This is a genomic window from Bradyrhizobium sp. JR4.3 (assembly GCF_040547695.1).
Classification (GTDB): Bacteria; Pseudomonadota; Alphaproteobacteria; order Rhizobiales; family Xanthobacteraceae; genus Bradyrhizobium; species Bradyrhizobium canariense.
Map to the genome: position 1 here is coordinate 1 of NZ_JBEPQF010000068.1, position 14,535 is coordinate 14,535.

At 57.8% G+C, this 14,535-nt stretch carries 12 protein-coding genes and 5 pseudogenes; 10 read left to right on the plus strand and 7 right to left on the minus strand.

What is annotated here, in order from left to right:
- Together ABIB91_RS40910 and ABIB91_RS40915 are read left to right on the plus strand one after the other, a co-directional pair.
- Positions 1 to 400: hypothetical protein (locus tag ABIB91_RS40910; RefSeq protein ID WP_354172797.1), on the plus strand; the 400-nt coding region annotated here is incomplete at its 5' end.
- Positions 401 to 725: 325 nt separating this feature from the next.
- Entirely contained in the window at positions 726 to 1,427 is a 702-nt protein-coding gene (locus ABIB91_RS40915; RefSeq protein WP_354172795.1) for an aspartate/glutamate racemase family protein, read from the plus strand.
- A gap of 70 nt (positions 1,428 to 1,497) precedes the next feature.
- Here ABIB91_RS40915 and ABIB91_RS40920 read toward each other — a convergent pair whose 3' ends face one another.
- Positions 1,498 to 1,737, minus strand: coding sequence for a transposase domain-containing protein (locus ABIB91_RS40920; protein ID WP_354172793.1), 240 nt, complete (start codon positions 1,735 to 1,737; stop codon positions 1,498 to 1,500).
- On the opposite strand from ABIB91_RS40920, the gene ABIB91_RS41930 reads away from it, so the two are divergent.
- From ABIB91_RS41930 to ABIB91_RS40935, 4 genes and pseudogenes are all read left to right on the plus strand, one after another.
- A complete protein-coding gene (locus tag ABIB91_RS41930; protein ID WP_502917097.1) occupies positions 1,707 to 2,168 on the plus strand; it encodes a DUF5372 family protein in 462 nt (153 codons plus the stop codon). The genes ABIB91_RS40920 and ABIB91_RS41930 overlap by 31 nt on opposite strands.
- Positions 2,165 to 2,491, plus strand: a complete 327-nt coding sequence (locus ABIB91_RS40925; protein WP_354172789.1) for a recombinase family protein — start codon at positions 2,165 to 2,167, stop codon at positions 2,489 to 2,491. The genes ABIB91_RS41930 and ABIB91_RS40925 overlap by 4 nt, the downstream gene beginning before the upstream one ends.
- Positions 2,470 to 2,583: pseudogene (locus ABIB91_RS40930) on the plus strand (recombinase family protein); the annotation flags it as partial. The gene ABIB91_RS40925 and the pseudogene ABIB91_RS40930, both read left to right, overlap by 22 nt.
- A 158-nt stretch (positions 2,584 to 2,741) precedes the next feature.
- Positions 2,742 to 3,290 carry a recombinase family protein gene (locus ABIB91_RS40935; RefSeq protein ID WP_354172787.1) on the plus strand — a complete coding sequence of 183 codons (549 nt, stop codon included), beginning with the start codon at positions 2,742 to 2,744 and terminating at the stop codon, positions 3,288 to 3,290.
- Here ABIB91_RS40935 and ABIB91_RS40940 read toward each other — a convergent pair.
- Both ABIB91_RS40940 and ABIB91_RS40945 read right to left on the minus strand, forming a co-directional pair.
- Positions 3,221 to 3,601: an acyl-CoA thioesterase gene (locus ABIB91_RS40940; RefSeq protein WP_354172785.1), complete on the minus strand. Its 381-nt coding sequence runs from the start codon at positions 3,599 to 3,601 to the stop codon at positions 3,221 to 3,223. The two genes, ABIB91_RS40935 and ABIB91_RS40940, sit on opposite strands and share 70 nt — an antisense overlap.
- 611 nt (positions 3,602 to 4,212) lie before the next feature.
- A complete protein-coding gene (locus ABIB91_RS40945) occupies positions 4,213 to 5,442 on the minus strand; it encodes an acyl-CoA dehydrogenase family protein (protein WP_354172783.1) in 1,230 nt (409 codons plus the stop codon).
- A gap of 690 nt (positions 5,443 to 6,132) precedes the next feature.
- Here ABIB91_RS40945 and ABIB91_RS40950 point away from each other — a divergent pair.
- Entirely contained in the window at positions 6,133 to 7,188 is a 1,056-nt protein-coding gene (locus tag ABIB91_RS40950) for an ATP-grasp domain-containing protein (RefSeq protein ID WP_354172781.1), read from the plus strand.
- A gap of 142 nt (positions 7,189 to 7,330) precedes the next feature.
- On the opposite strand, the gene ABIB91_RS41935 is transcribed toward ABIB91_RS40950, so the two are convergent.
- Together ABIB91_RS41935 and ABIB91_RS41940 are read right to left on the minus strand one after the other, a co-directional pair.
- A complete protein-coding gene (locus tag ABIB91_RS41935) occupies positions 7,331 to 7,777 on the minus strand; it encodes an integrase core domain-containing protein (protein WP_502917098.1) in 447 nt (148 codons plus the stop codon).
- A 111-nt stretch (positions 7,778 to 7,888) separates the two neighbouring features.
- Positions 7,889 to 8,045: pseudogene (locus tag ABIB91_RS41940) on the minus strand (IS66 family transposase); the annotation flags it as partial.
- 312 nt (positions 8,046 to 8,357) lie between these two features.
- On the opposite strand from ABIB91_RS41940, the gene ABIB91_RS40960 reads away from it, so the two are divergent.
- The gene (locus tag ABIB91_RS40960; RefSeq protein WP_176540802.1) at positions 8,358 to 8,537 is read left to right on the plus strand and encodes a hypothetical protein; all 180 of its coding nucleotides are present in this window, start codon (positions 8,358 to 8,360) and stop codon (positions 8,535 to 8,537) included.
- Positions 8,524 to 10,585 (plus strand): annotated as a pseudogene (locus ABIB91_RS40965) (recombinase family protein). The gene ABIB91_RS40960 and the pseudogene ABIB91_RS40965 overlap by 14 nt, the downstream one beginning before the upstream one ends.
- Positions 10,586 to 10,612: 27 nt before the next feature.
- On the opposite strand, the pseudogene ABIB91_RS40970 reads toward ABIB91_RS40965, so the two are convergent.
- Together ABIB91_RS40970 and ABIB91_RS40975 are read right to left on the minus strand one after the other, a co-directional pair.
- A pseudogene (locus ABIB91_RS40970) lies at positions 10,613 to 11,063 on the minus strand (IS66 family transposase); the annotation flags it as partial.
- A 218-nt stretch (positions 11,064 to 11,281) separates the two neighbouring features.
- Positions 11,282 to 12,564: pseudogene (locus ABIB91_RS40975) on the minus strand (IS256 family transposase).
- A gap of 494 nt (positions 12,565 to 13,058) precedes the next feature.
- Here ABIB91_RS40975 and ABIB91_RS40980 point away from each other — a divergent pair.
- Positions 13,059 to 14,426 (plus strand): CapA family protein, encoded by a 1,368-nt coding sequence (locus tag ABIB91_RS40980; protein WP_354172779.1) that lies wholly within the window; start codon positions 13,059 to 13,061, stop codon positions 14,424 to 14,426.
- Positions 14,427 to 14,535: the final 109 nt, after the last annotated feature.

Below are 14,535 nucleotides of genomic sequence, written 5' to 3' on the forward strand. Positions count from 1 at the left end.
CGTTATCGTTGGACACGGGACATCGCTCCTTCGGTGGAGAAGTGGAGGCTTCAAGCACCCCCACGATATGCCGCCTTTCCGATTCCCGCCGTCACCAACTTTCGGCGATAGGTCTTTCATAAATGCTGCGCCTTCCAACTTTGCTCGGAATTGCGTTCTGGTGCTCGGGAAGATTGATGATGAGCTCTCCACGATAGCATTGAATAGCTTCCAACGAGGTCGATTGACCGCGAGCGCGCGAATGGCTGGTACCTCGGGTTTCGCGCTGAAACATGGTATGTCGCGAATTGAACAACGACGCGGTGAGCAGAACAAAGAAATCGCGATGATGTTTGGACAGGTAAACGCACGTGACGCTACTTTCACGCAGACACACGAGGTCAGCAGCTATCGCAGCTGAGTCTAGCTCCGGTCCGTTCACCCACTCTCGTCTTTTCAGAGCGGCTCGCAACTTCTCTCTGACAGTACGACTGGTTGGCGCGTTCACCACAGCCCACTCTTGATCAGTTGAAAAGCCTGAGGGGACCCTGACATGCGAACAAGCTATTGTTCTGATAACTGCCTGGCATGCCAAACTGCAGGGCGAATGTTCCGCGTTCGCCGACATTGCCTTCTCCCCCCAGCTTTAAAGTCAACTGGCAGCATGTTTGCACGGGTATTCCGCCTTGAGCGCTTGAGCAGAGTAGTATTGGCCAAAACGTTTTAGACAACGGCAGAGTTCGTCCATGACGCCGCCACGTTCCCTCGGAATTCTACACCTCGAACGTGGATTGGCACTCGACGCCAAGTCACCTGCCCCACCGGGCGGCTCGATGCTCAATCCGGATACATTCAGTTTTCCGACCATAGGCGAGACTGTCGCCGGGGCTTGGGTGGAGAATGTGGTCCGCGGAGATCCGGCACTCGACCCGGCCTTCATCGCAGCAGCCCGGCGCTTGGTCCAGCGAGGCGCCGTCGCAATTAGCTCGACCTGCGGCTTCTCTATCCGGCATCAGCCGACTATCGCCGCGTCGGTGACCGTGCCCGTCCTGACGTCGAGTCTGCTCCTTTTGCCCATGTTGCTCCGCCAGGTCTCTCGTGCCGCCAAAATTGCCGTCCTGACCTACGATTCGACTCATTGCGGAGAAGAGTTGCTTGGGGTCGATGATTCGGCCGAGCGCGCGAGAGCCGTCATCGGTGGCATCGAAGGTGGCAAGTACTGGCATGACGAACTGAAGCGTCCGCCGCCGCCAACGGATGTAGCCGCCCTGGAAAGGGACGTCTCCGCCTGCGTCGCACGTCTTCGCGCAGAGCATCCAGAGATCGCGCTGATTCTCTTCGAATGCGCGGCGTTTCCGATAGTTGCGCCCCTTATCCGTCGCGTAGCGCAGTTGCCCGTGTACGACATCACGAGCCTCTGTCGAATGACAATGGCGTCAATGGCCTAAGTCTATCCTGGGGTGCAGCGGCCAACAGAAGATTGCATCCGTAGAGAACCGTAAGCGCTTAGCCGCAACCCTATTGATGCTGGCTTGACGTTTTGCGGAATCGGCACGGCATGAGGTCTTCGATGCGGCTATGGGGATAGCCGTCGATGATCGTCTCGAGTGTTTCGGCGATACAGGCGGCCGGGTTGATGCCGTTGAGCTTGCAGGTGGCGACGATCGACGCGAGCAGGGCCCAGTTTTCCCCGCCGACTTCGGAAGCAGCGCCATAGTGCCGGGAATCTGGCGTTCGATGTTGTTGTAGCCTATCCATTCCACCCGCTCGTTGGTCAAACCGTTCTTGTAGTCGGTGAGCAGGAACATAACGGCATTCGTCACTTTTTAATCCGACAGCCGCATGACGGAACGCTCCATGTTCCAGACTGGATGGTCACCCCACGAGCCGGTTCGATTGCGATTGTTGCCACACCCCGGATTCCACTTGAGGCCCTCCTCGAGATTCGTGCCATGCTCGATCATCTCGTAGCCTCTTCTGTGGGGGATTCCACCCCCGAAGGAGGGGATGCCAATGAAGATCCCGCTGCGCACGCAATCGGATTTGTTCGCCATCGCCGTCCACCAACCGAACTGTCGGACGAGGAGAGGCTGAAGGCAATAGCGCTGTTGCGGTGTCTGCTCGTGGAAGCGGGTAATCACGCCAACGGCCGGGCAGCCGGGCCAAAGCCTCGCGGAGGTGCGCGATGAGCAAGATCAGCGCTGAGCACCTTTGCCGCAATGCCATCGTCTACATCCGCCAGTCGACATCCTACCAAGTCGCGAACAACCAGGAGAGCCAGCCGCGCCAATATGCCCTCGCCGATAGGGCTCGCCAATTGGGCTGGAGCGATGTTCAAATCGTCGATGATGATCTCGGCCAATCTGGCGCCGGCACGGTTCGATCCGGCTTCGAGAAGCTTTTGGCAGCAATTTGCGAGGGTCGGGTGGGCGCCGTTGTGTTTCGCTGGAGGCGTCGCGGCTCGCGCGCAATGGCCGCGACTGGCATACTTTGCTTGAGTTCTGCGGGTTAGTCGGAACACTGATTGTGGATGAAGACGGCATTTGTGATCCTCGCTCAATCAACGATCGCTTCCTGCTTGGCATGAAGGGCACGATGAGCGAGGTGGAGCTTTCGGTATTCCGGCAGCGTTCCCTCGAGGCGCTTAAGCAGAAGGCACGCCGTCGAGAGCTCCTACTGACCGTGGCAGTCGGCTACGTCAAGGCCGAAGATGGCCGGATCGAGAAGGACCTGGATCGGCGCGTCCAAGATAGCATCCCCTGGTGTTTCGCAAATTCGCCGAACTGCAGTCGATTCGGCAGGTGTTACTTTGGTTCCGGCAGGAGCAAATCGTCGTTCCGGCGGTCGTTCAAGGGCATGGCAAGCAAACAACGGAGTGGAAAGCGCCGGTCTATTACACACTGCACCACGTGCTGACCAATTTATGCCGGCGCAAACGTCTTCGGCCGGCGCGGCACGCGCATTGTGATCGAAGGTCCAGAAAGCGAGTCGTGCGCGACAGTCTCGTTCGGAACTCAAAAGACTGGGAAGTTTTGATCCGCGACCATCACGAGGCATATATTTCCTGGGAGGAGTTCGAAGGGAATCAGCGTCTGATCGCCGACAATGCTAACGGAAAGAGCTATTTGGGCCGCGGGGCTATCCGGCGCGGCGAAGCCCTGCTGCCTGATCTGTTCCGTTGCGCTCGCTGCGGCCGCCGATTGCATGTCGCTTATACCGGCAAAGGCGGCAACACCCAACGTTATGTTTGTCGCGGGCCATTCGGTGCCAAAGCCGTCAACAACTGCGTGGCAGCCCTGATCCACACGTGAACGCGGTCGTCCTCGATCTTGTGACGTACATAACGGCTGCTCTCCACCACGCGCAAATCGATGGTATAATTGCTGCGGATGAATTCCGGCGCTTCCGGGATCATCACGCCCTTCGGCAGTTGCTCCATGGTCAGCGCTTCGCCCGTTGGCGCTTGCGGTATCCAATGCTGATGGTCGAAAGTGCTCTGCTCTTGGAGATGGAACGAGACGACAATACAAAGAATGGCTTTGCCATTCTGGGTAGCGGTGATGCGCCGTGTCGAATAACTCCGGCCATCGCGGAGCCTTTCGACTTGGTAAATAGTCGCCACCCGCGGATAGCCGGGGAGGGATGAAATTGGAATGCTACGAGTGCGGCAATTTCCCCTCGACCGTGCGGCATCCGGCGACCATAGCCCGACTGATCACGTGACCGCAATACATGCTGGTACGCGGGCCGTCACTGCGAAATCGGCTCGCCCCGATTGCTTCAAGGTCCAGAACTGCGAGGAGGTCGATCAACGTTTCAGGTCTCCTGTGTGTCTGCATCGTTCCGAACTCGTCCCACACGTGAGTGGGACCGGCATGTTGGCGTTCCATCGACTTCGAAATCTGTCGTTTCGATGAACTCGGAGCGATGCCAGCATCATGCAGTAAGTGTATTTGCTGTTTCGGTCCATTCTTCTGCGATAATCCGCGATGCGCGCTTAACGACGTAAGCAGATGGAATCAGGCCGGGATCAAGACGCCTTCATTCATCTTGGTATTCTCCAGGTTTCAGTTGCCTCAACAGAAAACGCTGTTGCGCCGTTATGCTGGCAATCAGCAGCAGATTGCTCATCAACCAGTTTGTCGAATGGCGCAGACTTGCTCTATGCTCATCCAGCGCGCCTGCTCTGCCTCAGCGACCTTAAAGCGATCTCAAAGACATCATTCATTTTCTTCACGTTACGGCCGCATACTTCCGCAATTCAAGCTTAGCTATCGCGCGGCAGTGCACTTCATCGGGCCCATCTGCCAAGCGCATAGTGCGTGCCACAGCATAGTCCCGCGCAAGGCCCGCCTCGTCGGACACACCAGCGCCCCCAAACGCCTGGATGGCCTGATCAATAATTTTGAGCGCCATACGCGGCGCAGCTACTTTGATCATGGCGATTTCAAGTTGCGCGCTCTTGTTGCCAACCTTGTCCATCATGTCGGCGGCCTTCAGGCACAGGAGCCTAGTCATTTCAATGTCGATGCGGGCCTCCGCTATGCGCTGTTCCCAGACTGAGTGTTCGACAATCTTCTTGCCAAACGCGGTGCGCGAATTGAGCCGCTTAACCATCTTTCCCAGCGCCTCCTCGGCTTTTCCGATCGTTCGCATACAGTGATGGATGCGACCTGGGCCGAGTCTTCCTTGGGCAATCTCAAAACCCCTGCCCTCGCCCAGCAGCAGATTGCTCGTGGGAACCCGCACATCCTCAAGCAGCACCTGGCCGTGGCCCTGCGGCGCATCGTCATAGCCAAACACTGGCAGCATCTTTTCGACTTTGACACCAGGCGTCTCCAAGGGCACCAGGATCTGTGACTGCTGCTGGTAGCGAGGCGCCTTGAAATCGGTCTTGCCCATCACGATGGCGATTTTGCAGCGAGGATCCCCGATACCCGACGACCACCATTTGCGGCCATTGATGACGAAATGATCACCATCGCGCTCGATCCGGGTCTCGATGTTACTGGCATCCGATGATGCGACCGCGGGCTCCGTCATCAGGAACGCAGAACGGATGTCAGCGTTCATCAACGGAGTTAGCCATCGGCGCTTTTGCTCCTTTGTGCCATAGCGGATCAAGACTTCCATATTTCCGGTGTCAGGTGCGGAGCAGTTGAATACTTCCGGTGCCCAGACGATTCGACCCATTTCCTCAGCGAGCAGGGCATATTCCAAATTGCTCAATCCTGCCCCGCGAAATCCTTCATCCTCACACGAGAGCGGCGGCAGAAACATATTCCACAGGCCATCGGCTCGCGCCTTCTTCTTCAGTTCCTCGACCACGGGGATTACCTTCCAGCGATCACCCTCGGCCTCCTGCTGGTTATAAATGGACACTGCAGGCCGGACGAGATTCACCATGAAGGATTGGACACGGGATAACCATTCTTTCTGCTTCGATGATATCGTAAAATCCACTAGACCGCTCCTTGCTTCCCTTGGTGTTGCGCAGTTCCGGCTCTTGAAACGGCTGTCGGGCTGAACCCTCTTACCGCGGAATTGCCACATGCAGATGTCCCATCATCCAAATGGATCTCATACACAGTCGTGAGCTTCAACTCCCAGAAATCAGGAGGGTTGTTCCGCGCCCACCAAGCCTCCCGCCTGGCCGAGCGTCTCTAGCCAGATCGGCACAACGCTGCAGAGAGTTGATATTTTTAGCCAGCGACTATGTGACACAAGCGTCTAGGGCTGGTCGCACACGGCAGAATCCTGGACCTATCCGTCATAGTGCTTGGTCATTCGCGAACGCAAGTAACTCGATCCGGCGTGTTTGAGAGCCTCTGGCGTCTGTTCGAGCCGAAATGGCAGTACGTCCCGTTCAGCTCACGGCGACGTCAGGTATCTGACGACGACACAATCGCTGTCCGGTTAACAACACGTTGCGCTCCTTCCAAAGAGCACGTTTTCTTCGCTAATCAGCTCACAGCGTAATGGCAATGTCGGCACGGCGATTGCTACAGCGATACTGCGCCACGAAGTTAGCAGGCGCAAATGGGCTGCGGGATATACGCAGAGAGACGGAGATGGAGCTTTGGACATTCCTGCAAACTACAATCGTACAGACCACTTCAACTTTTGTTGTTGCTGCTCACGTAGGAGGCCAACATGAGATTGCTCATCCTCACAAACCGCCCCGATTGCTTAGGTGAAAATGACGCTCCTATTGGAAACGCGTTCGTTCGTTTCGGTTGGCAGGTCATCATCGGCGAGATCAATGCTATTGCGGCAGATGACTATCGATTCTTCACGCGGGGAGTACTGATAGCCGAAGGTGCAAAGCCGCACCATGTCGGCGCTGCAGCACAGGGCATTCGAGGATCATACTTTCTTGACGAATGCGAGTTGATCTGGGTCATCAATCCACCACAGCCTCGGGTGGCCCGTGACATCTGGCAATTGCTCTGGCTCGCTTCCCAACACATGAACTTTGTTAACAGCATTGCAGGAATGATGTTTCTCGATACGAAACACGCATTGGGCCACGTCGTGCCAAAGGAGAACAGAGTTATTTCGTACACGTCGAACGATTTCTCCTGGCTTTGGGAACGCTATCGGGAGAGTCCAGATCTCTCGTGGGTGGCCAAGCCTCCCAACGGATATTCCGGCCAGAATGTCTTTTTGCTTCCTTCTGGTGGACCAAACATTCGAACGATCCTTCAATCCCTTACCGGAAATGCTGACGTGCAGGGCCAATTCGGCACCCTCGCACAACATGAATTCGCCCCTGCGACGCAAGACGGGTCTGCGTATGGGTTAGGCGGCCTTAAAGCTGAGTACGCTATTCTTCAGCAGTACATCCCCGAGGTAGCGCACGGCGAAAAGCGCATAGTTGTCGTTTGCGGACAAGTAGTTGCCTGGCATGGTCGGAAAGGGCGTCCAGACGATCACAGATCGAATATTGCACAAGGAGGAAAACCGATCCAAGTTGAATTGCATGACGGTGAAATCGAGCTTGCGGAATCAGTTGGTAAACGACTGATGACACATGGAATCAATTTCGTCGGCATCGATATGGCTTTTCCCTATGTACTGGAGCTGAACATTGCGGACGCGGGCGGATTGTACGACTCAGAGCTAGCTACTGGGAAAGATCGTTCGGATCAGGTTGCGGAGTTAATCATCTCTCACTTCAAGAACAATTGGCGACATGATACACACTGAACATTAATATGGCCAATGTAGCGTGCCGTGAGCTGTGGCTGAGGCGCAAGCCGAGCTAGGTGTTGCGGTTGGGAGATCGCTCCTCGAGCGGATGGCGAGCACTCGTCCAGCGGCGTAAAAGCAGACGGCGCGTTTTGCAGCTTTACGAGCAGGCATTCGCCGGCAGAGTACGCGACGGTGCTGCGATCCTATGCGACTGCGTCGTGGTCTGAGCCCCTCGCTGCATCCAGCAATGGGGAGTCCCGGTGACATTTGAGCCCATCGGTCCCGGTGGAGCAACGGGGCGGGGCGCGGTGTCCTCGGCATAGCGCAGCGTCCCGCCCTGTTGCGGCCCAGAGATCGCTGCGGTTGGCGTATTCGGTCGGTGTGAGGTGCCCAGCGCACTGTGCGGCCGGGCGTCGTTTAGCCGTCTTTCCAGCTTGCCAGCACGGGCTTGAGCCTGCACGAGCGAGGTGAATAGCGTCTCATTGAGAAGTTCGTCGCGCCGGCGAGCGTTGAAACTCTCGATGAAGGCGTTTTGGGTCGGCTTGCGGGGCGCGATGTAGTGCCACTTGATCTGCCTTTCCTGGCTGAAGCGCAGCACGGCCATGCTGGTCAGTTCGGGGCCGTTGTCGGAACACTCATCGCTGGCCGCCCGCGCCAGGCGATGATGACCTCGAGCTCGCATACGACCCGCAGGCCCCATGGACAACCCTGGGGCCCGCCTTTGCAGCATGTCGGCGATGCATGCAAGGACGTCGGTGAGCCAGGCTTTCGGGTTGATGTTGTTGAGCCGTCATGATGAGCGTCGCCATCACTGCGGCCCGCTCGGCGGCGCGATCCGAGCCGGGAAACAACCATGCTTTTCTTCCAAGAGCCGTTTACCGTTCATTCTGCCCATGTCGGGGAGGATTTCGAGGTCCACTATCGTTGGCATCCCTATTTTGGCCGGATGGTGAACGTGCGTCGTGTGGAGCAACGCGCGACAGGTCAGTTTTTGCGGATCCGAACCCCATTGGGCACGGTCACCACGATTCCCGGCTGGATGGTAGATCCAATCGCATGCGCGGAGATGACCTCCGGGCCACCACAAGTTGATCTTGCCGCATTGTCAGAGCTGAAGAGACTGGTCATAGCGCTCGCCATTTCCACAAACTCCCCGAGCGATCGAGTCGCATGGGAGAACGCCGATGAAGCAGGAGCGCGTAGCTGTACGGATTTCAGACGGGCAACTGAGCCTGATATTCGAGCCAGACAGGCTGGACAGGATGAACGAGGCGGCGCGGGTGAAGGCGTTACTGACGCTCGCCCAAATCCTCATGCAGGCCGCCGGCCTGGTAGTCGAGGAGCTCGGTGATGCCCGACACTGACCAGATCCCGGAAACGCTCTTGAAGCGCAAAGCTGTCGTCTATGTGCGGCAGTCAACGCAATCCCAGGTGATGGCCAATCTGGAGAGCCAACGGCGACAGTACGATCTTGTGGATATTGCGCGCCGGCACGGCTTCTCCGACGTGGAAGTCATTGATGATGACCTCGGCCGTTCGGCGAGTGGAACGGTGGCCCGGCCCGGCTTTGATCGGCTGGTCGCATGGTTGTGCGCAGGAGCCGTTGGCGCCGTGATTTGCTTCGATGCATCGCGGCTCGCGCGCAACGGCCGCGATTGGCATCATCTGCTTGAGTTATGCGGGCTTGTCGAAGCGAGGGTGATTGATCACGACGGCGTTTATAATCCTTGCCTTCCGAACGATCGGCTCTTGCTCGGCATGAAGGGAAGCATAAGCGAGTTTGAGTTGGGCATAATCCGGGCACGGATGCTAGAGGCAGCCAGGGCGAAGGCCCAACGTGGTGAGCTACGCTTATCAGTGCCGTTTGGTTATGTCTGGCATCGCGAAGCCGGTCTGGGCCTGGATGCTGACCTGCGTCTGCAAGAGGTGATTCATCTTCACTCGCTTTCGCGAACTTGGTAGCGCTCGCCAGGTGTTGTTGTCGATGAAGGCGGAGCAAATCCATTTCCCCCGACCTGCTGACGAAGGTCGCATGACAAACTTCGTTTGGCAGCCCATCCGCTACCGCAATGTGATCAGTGTGCTGAAGAATCCGTTCTATGCGGGTGTTTACGTATACGGCAAAAGCGAGAAGCGAACCGCGATTATCGAAGGCAGAGCGCGGCGGACCTACGGGCACTACAAACCGGCGGGCACTTGGGATGTGATGATAAAGGATCATCACGAAGGGTACATCACCTGGGATGACTACGAGCGCAACCAGAAGCAATTGGCGCTTAACGCCTACGGTCGCCCAGATGGTGCAAAATCAGGCCGGGGCGGCCAGGCGCTCTTGGTCGGACATTCTGACGTGCGCTCGTTGTGGTCAGCGCCTGAGCGTCAGCTATAGGGGCGGTCGAATCAGCTACCCGGTCTACCGCTGTGACAAGGGTAGTCTAACAGGTCGGCTTCGCTGTATGATATTCGGAGCTTCAAAAATCGACGCGGCAGTTGCACGAGAACTGTTACGAGCGGTAGAACCCATGGCGATCGAGGCCGCGTTCGAGGCACAGCACATGCAACGGGAACGCCAAGACGATAAGCGCCGGATCTTTGATCTGGAACTCCAGCAAGCCCGGTACGATGCCACGCTAGCTGAGCGTCGCTACGCCGCCTGTGACCCCGATAATCGCCTGATCGCTGCGCAGTTGGAGAAGAACTGGGAGTACGCTTTGCGCCGTGTGCGCGAGCTGGAAAATCGCCAGAATGACCATCAGTCATCCGGCCACGCGGTCGATCCCGGCATCTTTGCCGATCTGGCGGATAACCTGTCCGTAGCCTGGAAATCCCCTGATGTGACGATGCGCGCGCGCCAGCAGCTGCTGCGAGCCTTGTTGTCGACATCATCGCGGACGTCGACGATGCGGTACGCGACGTTGTGCTCACGATCCATTGGCAGGGTGGGCAGCACTCCGAGCTTCGGATCCGCAAGCCGCGCTCCGGTGAACACGGTTCCTCCACGGCGGAAGATGCCTTGGCTGTTGTCCGCAGCATGGCCGGGCGCTGGTCTGACGAGCACATCGCCGCCACGCTCAATCGGATGGGCTTGCCCACCGGCATGGGTAAGACCTGGACAGCACATCGGGTCAGCTCTATTCGCCGTGTGCGTGGCATCCATGCCTACTGTTCAGCGGAAAAAAACGGCGAATGGCTTACGCAGACCGAGGCCGCAAAAGCGCTCGGTGTCTCAAGTCATATGATCCGCCGCCTTGTCTCCAGCGGCGTTCTTCCTGCTGTGCAGGTTGTTCCGCGAGCGCCTTGATTCGAGCTGCCGATTTGGCGTCCGAGACGGGTCAAGACAGCGATTGCCCGAAAGGGTCGCCCGTCTCGCGAAATTGACGCGGACACGCTTCCAATGTTTACAAGCACTTAAAGAAGGGGCGCACAATGACTCAAGGTTTGCAAAACTGCGCAGCGCTCGCTCTGCGGGATTGTTGGGACGCAAATCTTTCCGTCATGGGCAAAGCGGGCAAGCCACCCCACGGTTGAGCGGTTGAGCGGTTGAGCAGATAGTTGACCGGCTTGATGACGTTGGACAAACGCGAGAGCCGGGAACATTCCGTCCGCAGCCAAGCCTCAAAATCGGTCAGCAACGGCGCGCTTCTCACGTGGCGGACGCGCAGCCGCTCCTCAGCCTCAGCCCATAGATCTCCCGCTCGATCTCGAATAGCTGGTCAATCCGAGGGAGCCGCTTCCAGCGCCACGGCGAGATCGCTGATCGACTGTCCACGGCGCGCGTTCTGGGCGATATTGGCCAGTTCGAGGTACGCACTGCGGCCTTGCGCCCAGCAGAAGACGCGCATGGCAGGTGACGCCTTGCGTGCCGGAACGAAGAGAGCATTGAACGCGCTGGGGAACCTTCTGAACAGGTCCGAAAGCTCGCGCCGTCTATTGGTCCTCAATGAACGACACGCGTCGATCCGGTGGGGCGCATCCGGATGCGGACCAGCCGATTCAATCCTCAGCGCTGCTGCTCTAACTCCGTTTGATCGGCCCAGCATCGCAGGTCCGAGCCGAGCTGTGAATCGTGCGCCGAGCTATCGCCAAATTTTGGTGACGGCGGGGCCGGTCAGGCGGCGGCGGTTGTGGGCTGGCGATCAGTCGGTTTGGTGATGACCTCGATCCCGTCGGCGAATGTCACACCGAGAATGAGTTTTGGCAACTGGTTGTGGTCATCGAGACGACGCCAGTTTTTCTGGGCGTCCTCGACCAGTTTGGAAGACCATCGCGAGCGCGGTCTTGTTGGATAGGCAGCCCTTCCAGCGGATGGTGCGGTGGCGCACGGTGGCGAAGGTGCTTTCGATGGGGTTGGTCGTCCGCAAGTGTTTCCAGTGCTCGGCCGGGAAGTCGTAGAAGCCAGCAGCGTGTCCCGATCATTGCTCAGGCAGTCGGCCGCCTTTTCGTATTTCAGCGCGTAGCTCTCGATGAAGGCGTCGAACACCAGCTCGGCTGTAGCCTTGGTTCGGCCATCCAGATCTCCTGCAGCGCGCGTTTGGCTTTCGGGTGCTGGCTCTTCGGCAGCTTGGCAAGTACGTTGGCGGTCTTGTGCACCCAGCAGCGCTGCTCGCGCGTTTTCGGCCAGACCTCACCGGCCGCCTTCCAGAACCCGAGTGCGCCATCGGCGATGACGAGCTGCGGGGCCTCGTCGAGCCCGCGCCGCTTCAGATCGAGCAGCAGATCGCGCCAATCGTGCGCGCTCTCCCGGGCACCATCGGTGAAGCCGACCAGTTCCTTGCGGCCTTCCGGCGTCGCGTCGATCAGCACGAGGATGCATTGCTTTTCGTCGTCAAGGCGGGCTTCGAGATGGATGCCATCAGCCCAGATGTAGACGAAACGCTTGGCTGACAGATCGCACTTCTGCCACGCGGCATGCTCGGCGAGCCAGCCGTCCTTCAAGCGGCCGATCGCGGAGGCCGACAACCCGGCAGCATGCTTGCCAAGCAGCGCCGCCAGCGCCTCGGAAAAGTCGCCGGTCGAGATCCCCTTCAGATAAAGGACCGGCAGCGGCGTCTCGATCGACTTCGAGCGGCGCATGTAGGGCGGCAGGATCGACGGCGAGAACCGGATGCGGCCAGGATCGGCAGCGCCGGCCTTGCGATCGCGTACACGCGGCTGGCGGACGGCGACCGGGCCGATACCGGTCGTCACCTCGCGCTCCGGCAGGTGGCCGTGGCGGACGACGCGCTGGTGGCCGTCCGCGGTCTTCAAATCGGCATGCTGGCCGAGGAATTCTGGAACCTCGGCTTCGACCGCCTTGGCGAGAAGGGCACGTGCCCCGTCGCGCAAGACTTCTGTGAGTTGATCGGCGACGTTTTCTGGCTGAATCAGCTTGATAATGTTATCTTTGGACACGGCATATCGCTCCTTCGGTGGAGAAGTGGAGGCGTCAAGCACTCCCACGATATGCCGCCTTTTCGATTCCCGCCGTCACCAACTTTCGGCGATAGGTCTCGTGCACCGGAACACTGGCGTCACATGTACTCCGATCATTGGTAGGTGCCTGAACTTGAGCGTCTGCTAATGTGCGTCGCACAAGTACCAACATTTGCGATTGGGTGGTTCGCCAAGCTGGAGTTGGGCTACAAGGTTCGACGAGAGAGACCGGTGTCTGCCTCATTGCGGATCACAATTGCCGAACCAAAAAGCTGGCCTGCGGTAGAGTCTACGCACTACTGAGCAGAACGACAAAGCAGTATCACGACGAAAAGACAGTTTTGAATGCTGCCGTCCGTCGCCGGACCAACTCATTAGGTTGGCACAATGCTTTTGGACGCACCATCATCGGCGATAATTTGGGATTAGGTGACCTAGCTCTAGTGTAAACGAATGTATCAATCGAGGATGCTATGGAGAGAGACTTAGCAAAGAACACGAAATGGCAAGCCGGACCTTACGATACGGTCGGCTCGATTGCAACGGAGGTAGCGGATGGCTTCACGTTGATATCAGTCGGCGACCTCATCGTGAGCCGGCCACTGACCAAAGCTCGTGATTCTGGATTAGGCGCCATCATCAAGATACTTGGCAATGCTGACGCCGTGTTCGGCAACCTGGAAACTAGTATCTTCGATGTCCGCTCCTTTAAAGGGAGTCCGCAGGCGGAATATGGTGGAGCCTATCACCTCAGCTTACCGGAGCTCGGAGCTGATTTGAAGGCCATGGGATTCAACATCTTGGGTAGAGCGAACAACCATTCATTCGACTGGGGGCTTGAGGGCATGCGCGAGACAAATCGATTGCTCGATCAGAATGGGATCACGCATGCGGGCGCGGGGGAGAATCTCGCGCAAGCTCGCGCCGCTCGATTTCTGGAGACTCGGCGCGGCCGCGTGGCGCTGCTGTCTTTCGCTTCCTCATTCACGCCGATGGCTCGCGCGTGTGATCCTGCCGGCGAGGCGCCGAGCAGGCCGGGTATTAGCACGCTTCGTTTGACGCGCTATATCATGGTTCCGCCAGAAATGTTCGAGAGCCTGAGGAGGATAAGAAATGGGCTGCCAAGCTTTAGATCACCTTCTGACTCTTCGAATCGAGTCATAATCGCCGGAACGATATACAGGGTCGCCCACGCCGTCAGCTACAGCTACGAAGCCGACCCGCGCGACGTCGCTGAAATTCTACTAAACGTCCGTCGGGGCAAGCAGTTTGCTGACTTCTGCGTTGTCACAAATCACGGTCACGAACCCGGAAATTGGAGCCAGGAGCCGCCTAATTACGAACAATCATTTGCGCGCCTGCTCGTTGATGCGGGAGCGGACGCATACATCGCACACGGACCGCACCAATTGCGCGGTATCGAGATCTACAATGGACGACCAATCTTTTACGGGTTGGGTAATTTCATTATGGACGACCTCCGGACTCCGGTCGGAGCTGACATGTTCGCCGCGTATGGCAAGGATCCACGTTTCGATACAGACGCCGAGGTTACCGTCGAAGAGATGGCGAGAGGATACGGGACGGATCCTGGCTTTCTAGACCCACTGTTCTATGAGAGCCTTATCACCCAGAGCCGGTTTGAGGAGAACCAGCTTGCTGAATTGCGGCTCTATCCAATCGACCTCGGTCACTCGAAACGATTTGCCAATCGAGGAGTACCCCAAATCGCTCCGGAGTTGCAGGCCAGAACGATTCTTGAGCGTGTACAGAAGCTTTCGCGGCGATTTGGGACGCATATTGACATCGATAATAACATCGGATCTATCAGACTACTGTAAGCGTAGCTCTGGGCCCCTTTTGATTGGTGCTTGACGTCTATTTTGACCGGGTGAGGCGGCGCCGCTTCCATTTGTCGGACAAAGCGATGACGGCGGCGTCGAGCGCCTT